Source organism: Massilia arenae (genome assembly GCF_008014745.1).
Lineage (GTDB): Bacteria > Pseudomonadota > Gammaproteobacteria > Burkholderiales > Burkholderiaceae_D > Telluria > Telluria arenae.
In genome coordinates, this window is record NZ_VPFD01000010.1 from 58,026 (window position 1) to 72,119 (window position 14,094).

The 14,094-nt window shown below is 64.2% G+C and carries 16 protein-coding genes and 1 pseudogene; 8 read left to right on the forward strand and 9 right to left on the reverse strand.

Annotated features, from left to right (window positions below; translation table 11 throughout):
- Positions 1-12: 12 nt before the first annotated feature.
- Positions 13-510 carry a VOC family protein gene (locus FVD38_RS10795; protein WP_147934830.1) on the reverse strand — a complete coding sequence of 166 codons (498 nt, stop codon included), beginning with the start codon at positions 508-510 and terminating at the stop codon, positions 13-15.
- A gap of 204 nt (positions 511-714) precedes the next feature.
- On the opposite strand from FVD38_RS10795, the gene htpG reads away from it, so the two are divergent.
- Positions 715-2,634: a molecular chaperone HtpG gene (htpG, locus tag FVD38_RS10800; RefSeq protein WP_147934831.1), complete on the forward strand. Its 1,920-nt coding sequence runs from the start codon at positions 715-717 to the stop codon at positions 2,632-2,634.
- A 132-nt stretch (positions 2,635-2,766) separates the two neighbouring features.
- Here the strand turns inward: htpG and FVD38_RS10805 are convergent, their stop codons facing one another.
- From FVD38_RS10805 to kynU, 8 genes and pseudogenes are all read right to left on the reverse strand, one after another.
- On the reverse strand, positions 2,767-3,141 hold the full coding sequence (locus FVD38_RS10805; protein ID WP_147934832.1) for a DUF3325 family protein: 375 nt from the start codon (positions 3,139-3,141) through the stop codon (positions 2,767-2,769).
- A gap of 108 nt (positions 3,142-3,249) precedes the next feature.
- Positions 3,250-4,146, reverse strand: coding sequence for an aromatic amino acid DMT transporter YddG (yddG, locus tag FVD38_RS10810; protein ID WP_147934833.1), 897 nt, complete (start codon positions 4,144-4,146; stop codon positions 3,250-3,252).
- Between the two features lie 67 nt (positions 4,147-4,213).
- A pseudogene (locus tag FVD38_RS27195) lies at positions 4,214-4,312 on the reverse strand (GFA family protein); the annotation flags it as partial.
- The gene (locus tag FVD38_RS10815; RefSeq protein WP_147934834.1) at positions 4,309-4,836 is read right to left on the reverse strand and encodes a GNAT family N-acetyltransferase; all 528 of its coding nucleotides are present in this window, start codon (positions 4,834-4,836) and stop codon (positions 4,309-4,311) included. The pseudogene FVD38_RS27195 and the gene FVD38_RS10815, both read right to left, overlap by 4 nt.
- Positions 4,833-5,381 (reverse strand): RBBP9/YdeN family alpha/beta hydrolase, encoded by a 549-nt coding sequence (locus FVD38_RS10820; protein ID WP_147934835.1) that lies wholly within the window; start codon positions 5,379-5,381, stop codon positions 4,833-4,835. Before FVD38_RS10820 ends, FVD38_RS10815 begins: the two co-directional genes overlap by 4 nt.
- Entirely contained in the window at positions 5,371-6,531 is a 1,161-nt protein-coding gene (locus FVD38_RS10825) for an acyltransferase family protein (RefSeq protein ID WP_147934836.1), read from the reverse strand. The genes FVD38_RS10820 and FVD38_RS10825 overlap by 11 nt, the downstream gene beginning before the upstream one ends.
- A gap of 69 nt (positions 6,532-6,600) precedes the next feature.
- Positions 6,601-7,449: a tryptophan 2,3-dioxygenase gene (kynA, locus tag FVD38_RS10830; RefSeq protein WP_147934837.1), complete on the reverse strand. Its 849-nt coding sequence runs from the start codon at positions 7,447-7,449 to the stop codon at positions 6,601-6,603.
- Positions 7,450-7,461: 12 nt separating this feature from the next.
- On the reverse strand, positions 7,462-8,721 hold the full coding sequence (gene kynU / locus FVD38_RS10835; RefSeq protein WP_147934838.1) for a kynureninase: 1,260 nt from the start codon (positions 8,719-8,721) through the stop codon (positions 7,462-7,464).
- Between the two features lie 596 nt (positions 8,722-9,317).
- On the opposite strand from kynU, the gene flhD reads away from it, so the two are divergent.
- From flhD to FVD38_RS10870, 7 genes are all read left to right on the forward strand, one after another.
- A complete protein-coding gene (flhD, locus tag FVD38_RS10840) occupies positions 9,318-9,635 on the forward strand; it encodes a flagellar transcriptional regulator FlhD (protein ID WP_005666655.1) in 318 nt (105 codons plus the stop codon).
- Between the two features lie 52 nt (positions 9,636-9,687).
- Positions 9,688-10,284, forward strand: a complete 597-nt coding sequence (gene flhC, locus FVD38_RS10845; RefSeq protein WP_123068180.1) for a flagellar transcriptional regulator FlhC — start codon at positions 9,688-9,690, stop codon at positions 10,282-10,284.
- Positions 10,244-11,047, forward strand: coding sequence for a class I SAM-dependent methyltransferase (locus tag FVD38_RS10850; RefSeq protein ID WP_147934890.1), 804 nt, complete (start codon positions 10,244-10,246; stop codon positions 11,045-11,047). The genes flhC and FVD38_RS10850 overlap by 41 nt, the downstream gene beginning before the upstream one ends.
- Positions 11,048-11,193: 146 nt before the next feature.
- Positions 11,194-12,048 (forward strand): flagellar motor stator protein MotA, encoded by an 855-nt coding sequence (motA, locus tag FVD38_RS10855; protein ID WP_123068178.1) that lies wholly within the window; start codon positions 11,194-11,196, stop codon positions 12,046-12,048.
- A gap of 52 nt (positions 12,049-12,100) precedes the next feature.
- Positions 12,101-13,033 (forward strand): flagellar motor protein MotB, encoded by a 933-nt coding sequence (gene motB / locus FVD38_RS10860; protein WP_147934839.1) that lies wholly within the window; start codon positions 12,101-12,103, stop codon positions 13,031-13,033.
- Positions 13,034-13,071: 38 nt separating this feature from the next.
- A complete protein-coding gene (locus FVD38_RS10865; RefSeq protein WP_123068176.1) occupies positions 13,072-13,620 on the forward strand; it encodes a chemotaxis protein in 549 nt (182 codons plus the stop codon).
- Between the two features lie 74 nt (positions 13,621-13,694).
- The gene (locus FVD38_RS10870) at positions 13,695-14,060 is read left to right on the forward strand and encodes a response regulator (RefSeq protein ID WP_005666664.1); all 366 of its coding nucleotides are present in this window, start codon (positions 13,695-13,697) and stop codon (positions 14,058-14,060) included.
- Positions 14,061-14,094: the final 34 nt, after the last annotated feature.

Consider the following 14,094-nt stretch of genomic DNA (forward strand, 5'->3'; position numbering starts at 1 on the left):
TTAGCCGGATTGCTAGCTGGCTTGCTCGCCCGGGCAGCCGCCACCGGCCGCCATCATCTTATTGAAGCCTTCCATGATCTGCTCCGGCGTCAGGTCCTGCTTGTGGGTAGCGATCGACCAGCGGTGGCCGAACGGATCGGCCACCTGGCCATAGCGATCGCCCCAGAACATGTCGGACAGCGGCATCGTCGGCTTGGCGCCGGCCTCGAGCGCCTGTGCCCACGCGGCGTCGGCGTCATTCACGTACAGGTGGATGACCACCGGCGTGCCTTTCAGGGCCAGCGGTCCGCGGCTGCCATAGTCGGGAAAGTCGTCAGCCAGCATGATGGGCGAGTCGCCGATTCGGATCTCGGCATGCATGATCTTGCCGCCCGGCCCCGGCATGCGGGCAATCTCGACGGCGCCAAAGGCTTTCTGGTAGAACGCGATCGCGTCCGCCGCGCCTTCGCACACCAGGTGCGGGGTGACGGTACGGTAGCCTTCGGGGATGGGGCGCACGGGCTGGTTCATGGTGTTCTCCTGGATCGAGTTGGATGGGGTGCTGCTTTCCTGACGACGAATGAGGATGGCAGGATTCGACACGGTGGCGCAAAAAAAGTGCGCTTTTCATCATGGCGGCATCTTTCTTGTCAAAAATACTCTTGAAATCCTCCCTAGCATCCTTATATGCCTCCGAGTCTGACCAACCCCCCTAAGTTTTTAACGAGGAACAAGATGGCGAACGCCGAAAAAGAAACCCTTGGCTTCCAGGCAGAAGTAAAACAGCTGCTGCAGCTGATGATCCACTCCCTGTATTCGAACAAGGAGATCTTCCTGCGCGAACTGATCTCGAACGCGTCCGACGCGGCCGACAAGCTGCGCTTCGAGGCGATCAACGACGACGCCCTGTACGGCAACGACCATGAACTCAAGATCAAGGTCTCGTTCGACAAGGATGCGAAAACCATCACGATCTCGGACAACGGCATCGGCATGAGCCGCGACGAGGTGATCTCGCACCTGGGCACCATCGCCAAATCGGGCACCAAGGAATTCTTCAGCAAGCTGTCGGGCGACCAGCAGCAGGATGCGGCCCTGATCGGCCAGTTCGGCGTGGGCTTCTACTCGGGCTTCATCGTGGCCGAGAAAATCGTCGTCAATACCCGCCGCGCCGGCGCCTTCGCCGAACAGGGCGTGCGCTGGGAATCGCGCGGCGAGGGCGACTACTCGATCGAGCAGATCGAGAAGACGGGCCGCGGCACCGACGTGATCCTGCACCTGCGCGAAGGTGAAGAAGAACTGCTGTCGTCGTGGAAGCTCAAGTCGATCATCCGCAAGTACTCCGACCACATCTCGCTGCCGATCGTGATGCAGAAGGAAGAGTGGGACGAAGAGCAGAAGGCGACCGTCGTCAAGGACGAACTCGAGACCGTGAACCAGGCCAGCGCGCTGTGGGCGCGCAGCAAATCGGACATCACCGAAGAGCAGTACAACGAGTTCTACAAGCACGTTTCGCACGACTTCCAGGAGCCGCTGACCTACACCCACAACCGCGTCGAAGGCCGCAGCGAGTACACCCAGCTGCTGTACGTGCCGGCCCACGCCCCGTTCGACCTGTGGGACCGCAACAAGCGCGGCGGCATCAAGCTGTACGTCAAGCGCGTGTTCATCATGGACGATGCCGAGCAGCTGATGCCGACCTACCTGCGCTTCATCAAGGGTGTGATCGACTCGGCCGACCTGCCGCTGAACGTCTCGCGCGAGATCCTGCAAGAGTCGCGCGACGTGCGCGTGATCCGCGAAGGCTCGACCAAGCGCGTACTGGGCATGCTCGAGGAAATGGCGAACTCCGAAGAGCAGGACGGCAAGGACAAGTACGCGACCTTCTGGAAGGAATTCGGCCAGGTGCTCAAGGAAGGCGTCGGCGAAGACACCACCAACAAGGACCGTATCGCCAAGCTGCTGCGCTTCGCCTCGACCGGCACTGACTCGACCGAGCAGACCGTGTCGTTCGCCGACTATGTCGGCCGCATGAAGGAAGGCCAGGACAAGATCTATTACGTCACCGCCGACAACTACCAGGCAGCGAAGAACAGCCCGCACCTCGAGATCTTCCGCAAGAAGGGCGTCGAGGTGATCCTGATGACCGACCGCGTCGACGAATGGATGCTGTCGTTCTTCACCGAGTTCGAAGGCAAGGAACTGGTGTCGGTCGCCAAGGGCGGCCTGGACCTGGGCGCGCTGGAAGACGAGGCCGAGAAGAAGGAACACGCCGAGACCGAAGCCGGCTATAAAGAGCTGGTCGAGAGCATGAAGGGCGCGCTGGGTGAGAAGGCCAAGGACGTGCGCGTGACCTTCCGCCTGACCGACTCGCCGGCCTGCCTGGTGGCGGACGAAAACGAGTTGTCCGGCAATCTGCTGCGCATGCTGAAGGCCGCCGGCCAGGAAGCCCCGGAGTCGAAGCCTATCCTCGAGATCAACCCGGACCACCCGCTGGTGCAGCGCCTGAAGTACGAGGACGCAAGCGGCGCCCGCTTCGTCGACTGGTCGCACATCCTGTTCGACCAGGCGATGCTGGCCGAAGGCGGCAGCCTGGCCGACCCGGCCTCGTTCGTGAAGCGCCTGAACGAGATGCTGCTGGCGGGCGGCAAATAAGTCCGCGGCGCTTTTCTTCAGCTAGCCCATGAACGTCGTCCCCGCGAAGGCGGGGACCCAAGTACTGCCCGCGTTGTCGTAATGCGTGCAAACTTGGGTCCCCGCCTGCGCGGGGACGACGTTTTTGCGTAGTTAGCCGAACCGCAGTGCCAGCGCCGCCATGCAGCTCGCCGCCGCCAGCATGCCGACCAGGCGCGCCACGCGCGCCGCGTTCAGTCTCGTCTGCGACAACAAGCCGATCGCGATCCATACCGCCGCCGTCAGGAAGGCGATCCAGGGCACGAAACCGTACCCATTCCTGCGCAGCGCCGCGCAGCATAACAAGGATGCAATCAAGGCCAGCGCGCCGAGCGCCTGTATGCACCTGCGCAGGCCTGGCCTGCGGCTGACCTTGCCAGTCTCTTGCCAGTGACGTTCGGTCGTCAGGCCAAGCGCCAGGAAGCCGCCGACCGCCGCGGCAAAGGCGGCCATGCCCAACAGCGCAGCGGCCAGCACTTGCGCCGTCATGCGCTGCTTTCTTCAGATAGGCGAGTAGTAGACAAGGAATTGGCAAATGAAAATGAGAATTATTCTCATTGTCGTGCATTTGACCGAATGGTGCAATATGTTGCGCCGTCAGGACCTACGCCTCGTTGCGATCCAGCACAGGACAGATCCCGCACATACCATCGCCGCACCTTGCCAGAACGAGAACGATAGCGGGGTATCGAGCACCAGCGCCGCCAGCGCGGCCGAGAGCACGGGAATGAAGTAAGAGGCCCCGGCCAGCACCGTGACGTTGCCATGCAAGATGCCGACGTTCCATGCCGCGTAGCCGAAGCCCATGGCGGCGGCAGCGAGCAGCAGGTGGACGACTGCCTGGGTGTCGACCCGCATCGGCTCGCCGCCAATGACCAGGTACTCGATCCACAGCGCGATGGCAGTAAGCATGAAGAACAGCGTCACGCCATTGCTGCCGTTGGCGATGCGCGCGGTGACGGTGCAGTAGCTGGCCCAGATCAGGGTGCCGGCGAAGGCCAGGCCGTAGCTGAGCGGGTTGTCGCGCACGTTGGCCGCCATCGCGGCCGGATCGAGGCCGGCATCGCCGCCCAGCACCCAGCACACGCCGGCGATCGCCAGCGCCACGCCGGGCACGATCGGCCAGCGCGTCTTCTGGCCGTTGAACAGGATGGCGAACACCATGGTGAAGGCCGGCCACAGGTAGTTCACCATGCCGACCTCGATGGCCTGGCGGTTGGTATTGGCGTAGCCGATCGACAGCGCCAGGCACATTTCGTAGGCGACGAACAGGAGGCTGCCCCAGGCCAGGTAGGCGCGCGGAAAGGCGCGCACCTTGCTCGGGCCGACCGTGAGCAGCAGCAGGATCGAGGCGACCGTATAGATCAGCGCCGCGCCGCCGGTCGCCCCGAAGCTTGCGCTCACGCTGCGGATCAGGCCGACGATCGAACTCCATAAAAGGATGGCGAGCAGGCCGATCAGGGTGGCCCGCGTGGTCTTGCTGATACTGTGCATGCTTACGTCATCAATGGCGGATTTCCGCCGTTGGCGTGTTCCAGTTGTCGTTGCGTCCGTCGATATGGCAGATCGAGCAGTTGCACTTGATCGTGCCGAGGGCCAGGTCGATGTCGGCCTCGTAGCGCACCGCGCCGCAGTGGCAGCTGCCGTGGTAGGTCTTCATGCCTGGCGCGCGCGCCACGCATCGCGGCCGATCTCATACACCAGCGTCGTGCGGCCATGCCAGACTTCCTCGCCGCGATACGTCATGCCGAGTTTTTCCATGATGCGCGCCGAGCGCAGGTTGCCAGGGTCGCAGATCGCGCACAGCAGCGGCGCCTGCAGCTCCTCGAAGGCATAGCGCGCCATGCGTTCGGCCGCTTCGATGGCGTAGCCGCGTCCCCAGCGGTCGGGGCGCAGGCGCCAGCCGATTTCGTGCGGGTTGGCAGGGTCTTGCGCCAGGTGCTGGATGCAGCCGGCGCCGACCAGTTCACCCGTGTCCTGCTCGATGAAATTCCACCACGAGTAGCCGATCGTCTCCCAGCGCGCCTTGACCCGGGCGATGACGGCGCGGGTTTCCTCGGGCGTCTCGGCCTGGCCGGTAATGTAGCGCATGACCTCGGGGTCGCCGTTCAGCCGGCGCATCCCCTCGTAGTGTTCGTCGGACACCGGCTCGAAGCGCAGCCGCGCGCTGTGCAGGACCGTCATGTGCTCGAGACCTCGTCGCAGAACTGCTCCAGCAGGCGCAGGCCTTCGGGCCAGTCGCCATGGCCGGAATCGGAATTGAGGTGGCCGGCGTCCCCGATCTCGACCAGGCGGCTGCCCCAGGCGCCGGCGAAGGCGCCGGTGCGCGCGGGACTGGCGAAGGGATCGTTGGCGCTGCCCACCACCACGCTGGGGAAGGGCAGTTGCTGCAGCGGGATCGGCGCCCAGCAATTGAGGTCGGCCGGATAGGACGCCGCTTCGACGTCGCTCGGCGCCACCAGGAAGGCGCCCGCGACCTTGAGCGGGGGGCCGGACAGCGCCCAGTGCGCGACCAGCATGCAGCCCAGGCTGTGCGCCACCAGGATCGGCGCGCCCTGGCAGTCTGCGATGGCGGCGTCCAGCTCGGCCACCCATTCGTCGCAATGGGGATTGGTCCAGTCGCGGTGCGCGGCGCGGCGCCAGTGTGGATTACGTTCATGCCACAGCGATTGCCAGTGGCGCGGGCCGGAATTCCACAGGCCGGGCAGGATCAGGACATCACACTTCATCTTGCTTCTCCTTGATGGGGGCAGCGGTGGTGGCGCAGGCGGGAGCCAGGCGGGCAGGGCGCCACACCGCAGCCGCCAGGCGCGCGAGCAGGCGCCGGAACACGTCCTTGCGCTGTTCGGTCAGCATGCCGAGGACGGCGGTGGCGGCGGCGACGGCCAGGCCGAGGGCCAGCAGGTCCGCCATGCTGCCGGGGTCGTGCGGATACAGCGCCGGCCAGGCGATCAGGACCAGCGCGTGCGACAGGTAGAGGGTCAGCGTATACGAGGCCAGCAACCGGATCGGCGGCGCGACGCGCAGCAGGGCGTCGAAGCGGGCGAAGCGCGCGCAGGCGAAATTCAGGCAGACGATCAGGCCGAACACATAGTCGGACAGGAAGCGGTCGGCGTTGCCCAGTACGAAGGCTTGCCCGAGCCAGGATGCACGGCCGGCCGCGCGCAGGGTTTCCTCGATCCCGCTGGCCTCGTAGAGTACCAGCAGGACCAGGCTGGCGATCCAGCCGAGGCGCGCCAGGGCGCACGGCAGCGTGTGGCGCGCCTGCCAGTGGTAGAGCGCGACCCCGGCCAGCCAGACCGGCAGCAGCAGCCACAATTTGACGCCCATGACGGCCAGCACCAGGCCCAGGGCCGGCAGCCGCCACGGCCCGCGCACGTAGCAGGCGACGCCGAACAGCACGTAGTACCAGACCTCGTAGTTGAGCGACCACCAGGGACCGAGCCAGGGCGGCACTTCGGCCAGCGACCACAGGTCGCCCAGGAACAGCAGGTGGAAGGGGATGTAGAACCAGGGCTTGGCCAGCTGGTAGTGCATGCCCATGCCGGTCATCAGGTGGCCATGCACCAGGCTGGCGCAGGCGAAGGCCAGCAGCAGCACCGGCAGCGCCACCGAGTAGATGCGGGCGGCGCGCGCCAGCGCGTAGTCGCGCGCGCTCGGGCGGCGTTGTTCGGTGGTATAGGCGATCACGAAGCCCGACAGCACGAAGAAGGCCATCACGGCCTCGCGCCCGAACATGGTCAGAAGGTCGGCTCCGGGGGCTTCCACCAGCCCGAACTGGCGCACGTGCATCGCCACGACCGCCAGCGCCGCCATGAAGCGGACCAGGTCGAGGTAGACCGAGAACGGCTGGTCGAGTGGGGAGGGGGCGGCGCGCATGGCGTTTATATTAATGCAAAACGGGCCGATGGCGACGCCAGCCGGGCCGCCGCCGGCCGCCGCACCCGCTTAGAGCTCGGTGCGCAGCGCGAACAGTTCCGGGAACAGCACCACGTCCAGCATCTTGCGCAGGTAGCTCACGCCGGCGGTGCCGCCGGTGCCGGTCTTGAAGCCGATGATGCGCTCGACCGTGCTCACATGGCGGAAGCGCCAGAAGCGGAACGCCGTCTCCAGGTCGACCAGCTTCTCGGCCAGCTCGTACAGCGCCCAGTGGCGCTCGGTGTCGCCATACACCTGCAGCCAGGCCGCCTTGACCGAGTCGTCGGCGCGGGTCGGCCCGGTCCAGTCGGCGTCGATCCGCGCCGGGTCGATATCAAAGCCGCTGCGCGCCAGCAGCATCACCGCCTCGTCGTAGATCGAGGGCAGGGCCAGTTCGCGCGCCAGCAGGGCGTGGGCGTCGGGCGACTTCTCGTGCACCGCCAGCAGCGCCGCGTTCTTGTTCCCGAGGATGAATTCCAGTTCGCGGTACTGGAACGACTGGAAGCCCGACGAGGCGCCCAGGTAGGGGCGGATCGCCGTGTATTCGGGCGGGGTCATGGTGGCCAGCACGTCCCAGGCGTGCACCAGTTGGTCCATGATGCGCGCCACCCGCGCCAGCATCTTGAAGGCGGGCGGCAGGCTGCCTTCGCGGATGTGGCGCCGCACCGCCTGCAGCTCGTGCAGCATCAGCTTGATCCACAGCTCACTGGTCTGGTGCTGGACGATGAACAGCAGCTCGTTGTGGTTGGGCGAGCGCGGGTGCTGGGCGTTCAGGATCTGGTCCAGGCCCAGGTAGTCGCCGTAGCTCATGGCTTCCTTGAAGTCCATCCTGGCGCCGTGCCATTCGGCCGGCTGGCCATCGTTCTGTTCTTTCTTCATGTCGGTGCCCAATCAGGTAACGAGGCCGCGGGCGGCGCTGACGTCGTAGTCGTTGCGGTCGAGGATGTCCTTCAGGATCTCGACCGCATCCCAGACGTCGGCGAAGCTGGTGTACAGCGGCGTGAAGCCGAAGCGCATGATCTCGGGCTCGCGGTAGTCGCCGATCACGCCGCGCGCGATCAGGGCCGTCATCACCGCATAGCCGTGCGGATGGGTGAAGCTGACCTGGCTGCCGCGGCGCGCGTGTTCGCGCGGCGTCACCAGGCCCAGCGGATGGCTGGCACAGCGACGCTCGACCAGGTCGATGAACAGGTCGGTCAAGGCCAATGACTTGGCGCGCACCGCCGTCATGTCGGTCGCCTCGAAGATCTCCAGGCCGCACTCGACCAGCGCCAGCGAGACGATGGGTTGGGTGCCGCACAGGGCGCGGCCGATGCCGGCTACCGGGGCGAAGGCGGGCGCCATCGCGAACGGGCTGGCGTGGCCCCACCACCCCGAGAGGGGATGGTCGAAACGTGCCTGGTGTTTTTGCGGCACCCAGATGAAGGCCGGGGCGCCCGGCCCGCCGTTCAGGTATTTATAGGTGCAGCCGACGGCGAAGTCGGCGTCGGCCGCCTGCAGGTCGACCGGCACCGCGCCGGCCGAATGGGCCAGGTCCCAGACCGCCAGCGCGCCGGCTTCGTGCGCCAGGCGGGTCAGGGCGGCCATATCGTGCTGGTAGCCGGTGCGGTAGTTGACGTGGGTGAGCATCAGCACTGCGCAGTCGGCATCGAGTGCGGCCGGGATCTCGTCCACGCTGTCGACCAGGCGTACCCGGTAGCCGCGTTCCAGCCAGCGGCTCAGGCCTTCGGCCATATAGATATCGGTCGGAAAGTTGCTGCGCTCGGTCACGATGACGCGCCGACTCGCGCTGGCGCCTTCGGACTGGAGGCGCAGCGCGGCGGCCAGCGCCTTGAACAGATTGAGCGAGGTGGTGTCGGTAACGGCCACTTCGCCGGGGCCGGCGCCGACCAGCGGGGCCAGGCGGTCGCCCAGGCGCTTCGGCATGTCGAACCAGCCAGCCGTGTTCCAGCTCTTGATCAGGTCGCTTCCCCATTCGCGCGCCACCACGTCCTGGGCGCGGACCAGGGCCGCGCTTGGGCGGGCGCCGAGTGAGTTGCCGTCCAGGTAAATGACGCCCTCGGGCAGGTCGAATCGGGTGCGCAGCGCGGCCAGCGGGTCGAGCGCATCGAGCGCCAGGCAGTCGGCGCGGGTGGTGGTTGGTGCGGTCATGCCGGTCCCATAAATAGATAGTTGATGCTTGAAGAATGCAGGTCGGCAGTGTAGCAAGTTCCATCGGCATCGGCAGCTGAATGTTGCCGTTACAGCATCAAATGGGTTGAAGAAAAAATTTTCAAATTATTTTGCGTCCAACCCTAAAGTTCCTGATGAGCTGTCCGATAACGAGTCAGAAGGGCAGAAAGGCGTCGAAAAATATTGAAAAATATTTTCAAAAAACCCTAAAGTCCGGCTGAAGGCTGCCGTTAATGGATGAGTGGAGTGCATAAAAGCAACACATGCACAGGCGGCGAAACGGAAATTTCCGAGTTTCCGACAGTAAATTCAGTAAAACCTGTAGTGAATCTGCGACAGCTGCCGGCTGACGTAGACCCAAATCAAGGTGCTTCCCGGCGCCGTTTCAGCCCTCTTTTCTAGTGGGTTTTCATAGGGAGTCAGAGGCGTTTGTCAGACAAACTCCTACGACTCTCCCTCGTCGTTCGCCTACCTTAAATACAGGTTTTGTCCAATTCCTGAAAAGTTTCCTCACAGTCAGAATCTATCTCGTCGGCAACACAAAACAACGCCGAAACAACCAACGGAGAGAGAAGATGACGATGAACGACATGATGGCTGAGATTCGCGACGCAAACCTGAGCTACCTGATGCTGGCCCAGCAGATGATTCGTGCCGACAAAGTCACCGCCATCTTCCGCCTGGGTGTGTCGGCCGAGATCGCCGATCTGATCGAAGGCATGAGCAATGCCCAGATCCTGAAGCTCGCCGGCGGCAACATGATGCTGGCCCGCTTCCGCTTCGACGACACCGCGATCCTGGGCATGCTGACCAGCCACACCAAGGAACGCAGCCTGGCGCAATCGCACGCTGCCATCCTGATGGCGGGCCAGCCGGTCGAAGAGATCGTATAATCCCTGCCAGCGGCCACTTTACGGCCGCCTTGGAACAGGCCGGGAGCAGTAGATGAGCAAAAAAAGCGTCGTAACCGAAGCGCAGGAAATCCAGCTCGCGATCGAACTGATCAACCTGGGCGCACGCCTGCAGCTGCTGGAGACCGAGGTCTCGCTGTCGCGTGAACGCTTGCTCAAACTGTACAAGGAGCTCAAGGGTGTCTCTCCACCCAAGGGCATGCTCCCGTTCTCCACCGACTGGTTCCTGACCTGGCAACCGAACATCCACTCTTCGCTGTTCATGAATATCCACCAGTTCCTGGTGGAGCATGCCGGTGCCTCCGGCATCCAGGCCGTCATGAAGGCCTATAAACTCTACCTCGAACAGATGCCGCCGGCGCCGGGCGAAGAACCGCTGCTGTCGCTCACGCGCGCCTGGACCCTGGTGCGTTTCTTCCAGAGCGGCATGCTGCTGCTGGCCCCGTGCAGCCGCTGCCAGGGCAAGTTCATCGTCAACGCCCTCGACCTGAATGCCGACTACCTGTGCGGCCTGTGCCACATGCCTTCGCGCGCCGGCAAGACCCGCAAGGCCAAGGATGCCCGTGAAGCGGCCGAGCGCGCCGTTGCCGATGCGGCCGACGCTGCCGACGACGCTGCCACCGGCGCCTGACTTGGCGCCACGCCTGTTCCGCTTTCCCGCAGTCCGGGCGCTCCTGATCCAGGTCGCCGCCTTTCCACTCACGCCCGCCATCGTCTACCTGCTCGCCAGCAGCGGCCTGGTCTTGTCGTATTGGCACGTCGCCCTGGTGCAGGGCGTGCTGGCCGCGTTGCTGTCCTGGTGGCGTGGCCTGGCCAGCTGGTGGCGTGCGATCCAATTCGGTTTTCCGCTGGCGTTGCTGGGCGCCAGCCAGCTGGCGATTCCGCCAGCCGCCTTTCTCGCCGTCTTCCTGTTCCTGTTATTACTGTACTGGTCGACCTACCGCACCCAGGTGCCTTACTACCCGTCCGGGCGCAAGGTGTGGGAGGCGGTGGCGGCCGCGCTGCCGCAAGAGCGGCCGCTGCGCGTGATCGACATCGGCAGCGGCATCGGCGGCCTGGTGCTCGAGCTGCAGCGGCGCAGGCCGGAGTCACGCATCGAAGGGATCGAGCTGGCGCCGTTGCCGTGGCTGGCCAGCCATGTGCGGACGCTGGCCACCCGTAGCCGCGCGCGTTTTATCCGCGGCGACTACGAAAAACTCGACCTCGGCGACTACGACGCCGTGTTCGCCTACCTGTCTCCCGCCGCGATGAGCGCGCTATGGCGCAAGGCCGCGCGCGAGATGCGGCCCGGTTCGACGCTTTTTAGTTACGAATTCGTCATCGAAGAGCGCCCGCCGAGCCGTATTATCCATCCGGCCATCGGCGGCCCGGCGCTGTATATGTGGGACTTTTAGGCGACAAATGGTGAGTATTCCGGGAGTTTTTCTTGCCCGTGGGCCATTCTCCAGCTAGAGTAGTTCCCTGAATAAACTTTTTCTGAAATTACCGGTTTCGGGTCCTCAGGACGAGGTCGAAACGGGCTTTTCTGGAGCTAAATCCCTTGTTAGTGATTGTTGGTTACATCATCGTTTGCGCCTGCGTGTTCGGCGGGTTTGCGCTCGCCGGCGGCCACCTGGCGTCGTTGTGGCAGCCGATCGAGCTGTTGATGATCGGCGGCGCCGCCTTTGGCGCCTTCTTTGTCGGTAACAACGGCAAGGCGATCAAGGCCACGCTGAAGGCCTTCCCGAGCATCTTCAAGGGTTCCAAGTATACGAAGGACATGTATATGGAACTGATGGCCCTGCAATTCGACGTGCTGTCGAAGGTGCGCAAGGAAGGCCTGATGTCGATCGAGGGCGATATCGAAGCGCCGGATTCGTCGCCGCTGTTCTCCAAATACCCGGCGGTGGTGGCCGACCACCACATCATCGAATTCATGACCGATTACCTGCGCCTGATGGTGTCGGGGAATATGGACGCGATGCAGATCGAAAACCTGATGGACAACGAGATCGAGACCCACCACCACGAAGGCGCGATTCCGGCCCACGTGATCGCCAAGATCGGCGACGGCCTGCCGGCCTTCGGTATCGTGGCGGCGGTGATGGGCGTGGTCCACACCATGGAATCGGTCGGCCTGCCGCCGGCCGAGCTGGGGATCCTGATCGCCAAGGCGCTGGTCGGCACCTTCCTGGGCATCCTGCTGGCCTACGCCTTCGTCTCGCCGCTGGCCACCGTGCTGGAACAGAAGCTCGAAGAATCGACCAAGATGTTCCAGTGCGTGAAGGTCACGCTGCTGGCGAGCCTGAACGGCTATGCGCCGGCGCTGGCCGTCGAATTCGGCCGCAAGGTGCTGTACTCGACCGAGCGCCCGAGCTTTGCCGAGCTCGAAGAGCACATCAAGAAGAAGAAGTAAGCCGCGATGACCGCATTCGACTTCACCCCCGGCTGCATGAAGGGAGGCGCGCATGGCTGACGACAACGCGCGGCCCATCGTCGTCAAGCGCATCAAGAAGGTGGCCGGCGGCCACCACGGCGGCGCCTGGAAGATCGCCTACGCCGACTTCGTGACCGCGATGATGGCGTTCTTCCTGCTCATGTGGCTGCTGGGCTCGACCGCCAAGGGCGACCTGGTCGGCATTTCGGAATACTTCAAGACGCCGCTGAAGGTGGCGATGGCGGGCGGCTCCGGTTCGGGCGACTCGTCGTCGGTGATCAAGGGCGGCGGCGAAGACCTGACCCGTACCGCGGGCCAGGTCAAGCGCGGCGATTCGCCGCCCGAGAAGAAGACCTACGACCTGCAGGCGGCCAAGGCCGCGCTGGCGCGCGAAGAAGGACAGCGACTGCAAATGCTCAAGTCGCGCCTCGAGGCGGCCATCGAGGTCAACCCGATGCTCAAGAAGTACCAGAACCAGCTGCTGCTCGACATCACCAGCGAAGGCCTGCGCATCCAGATCGTGGACGAGAAGAACCGCCCGATGTTCGCGCTGGCCAAGGCCGAGTTGCAGCCATATACAAAAGAGATCCTGCACATCATCGGCATGGTGCTCAACGAGGTGCCGAACAAGCTCGGCATCTCGGGCCATACCGATTCGACGCCGTACTATAGCGATGCCGGCTACAGCAACTGGGAATTGTCGGCCGACCGCGCCAACGCCTCGCGCCGCGAGATGGTGCTGGGCGGCCTGCAGGACGACAAGGTGCTGCGCGTGGTGGGCCTGGCCTCGGCCGCCCACCTCGATGCGAAGGACCCGTTCAACCCGGTCAACCGCCGCATCAGCATCATCGTCATGAACAAGCGCACCGAAGACGCGGTGCGGCGCGACGCAGCGACCTTGGACGTGCCGGCGGAGGACGCCGAGGCGGCGGCCACCGCCACGCTGGACGCGGTAAAAAGGTAACAGTGAAAAGCAGGCCCGGCAGGACTGGAGAGAGTGAAATGACAAGAAAAAAAATATTGGGATCGCATGTGAAGCGCCTGCTGTCGGGCGTGTCCATGCACGGGCGGCGCCACCTGACCGAAGTCGAGACCGATCTGCTGCAGACCGAACTGCTGCTGGAAGAGGCGATCGACAAGCTCACCGCCAGTTTCATGGCGGTGCACACGGCCGTCGGGGCGCGCCAGGAAGCGATCGAGCGGCTGCTGGAGGGCGGCGCACCGACGCCGGAAGACCGGATTCTGCTGTCGTCGATGTCGGGCGAGGTGGGCACGCACGTGAACACGGCGATCACCAGCATGCAGTTCCAGGACATGACGGCGCAACTGATTGAACGTACACTGCGACGCGTGGCAGGCTTGCGCGACTTTCTGGGCACGCTCAGCGAGCATGGCGCCGATATCGCGCCCGAGACCGACAGCGACGAGATCGTCGAGCGGCTCGGCAAGGTCAGCATGGCGCTGGCGATCCAGTCGCTCGAACTGCGCAGCATGCTGCGCCGCTCGGTCGAGCAGAAACACCTGGAAAGCGGCGACGTCGAGCTGTTCTGAGCTTTGCTCCGGGCGCATCAACCGAACAATTCAACCGGCGCGAAGCCGGATACAAAATAGCAGGAGCAAAAAGAATGGCAAAAACGATTCTCGCGGTCGACGATTCCAGTTCGCTGCGCCAGATGGTGGCGTTCAGCCTGAAGGCGGCTGGCTACAACGTAGTGGAGGCCGTGGACGGCCAGGACGGCCTGGACAAGGCGAAGCTGCAGAATGTCGACCTGGTGCTGACCGACCAGAACATGCCGAAAATGGACGGCCTGCAGCTGATCAAGACCCTGCGCACGCTGCCGGGCTACGCCAAGACCCCGATCCTGATGCTCACCACCGAGTCGTCGGACGAGATGAAGAACAAAGGCCGCGCCGCCGGCGCCAACGGCTGGCTGGTCAAGCCCTTCGATCCGCAGCGCCTGATCGAGGTGGTCAAAAAAGTGATCGGCTGACGCCATGCGCCACGCCCTGACCCTGCTTTCATTC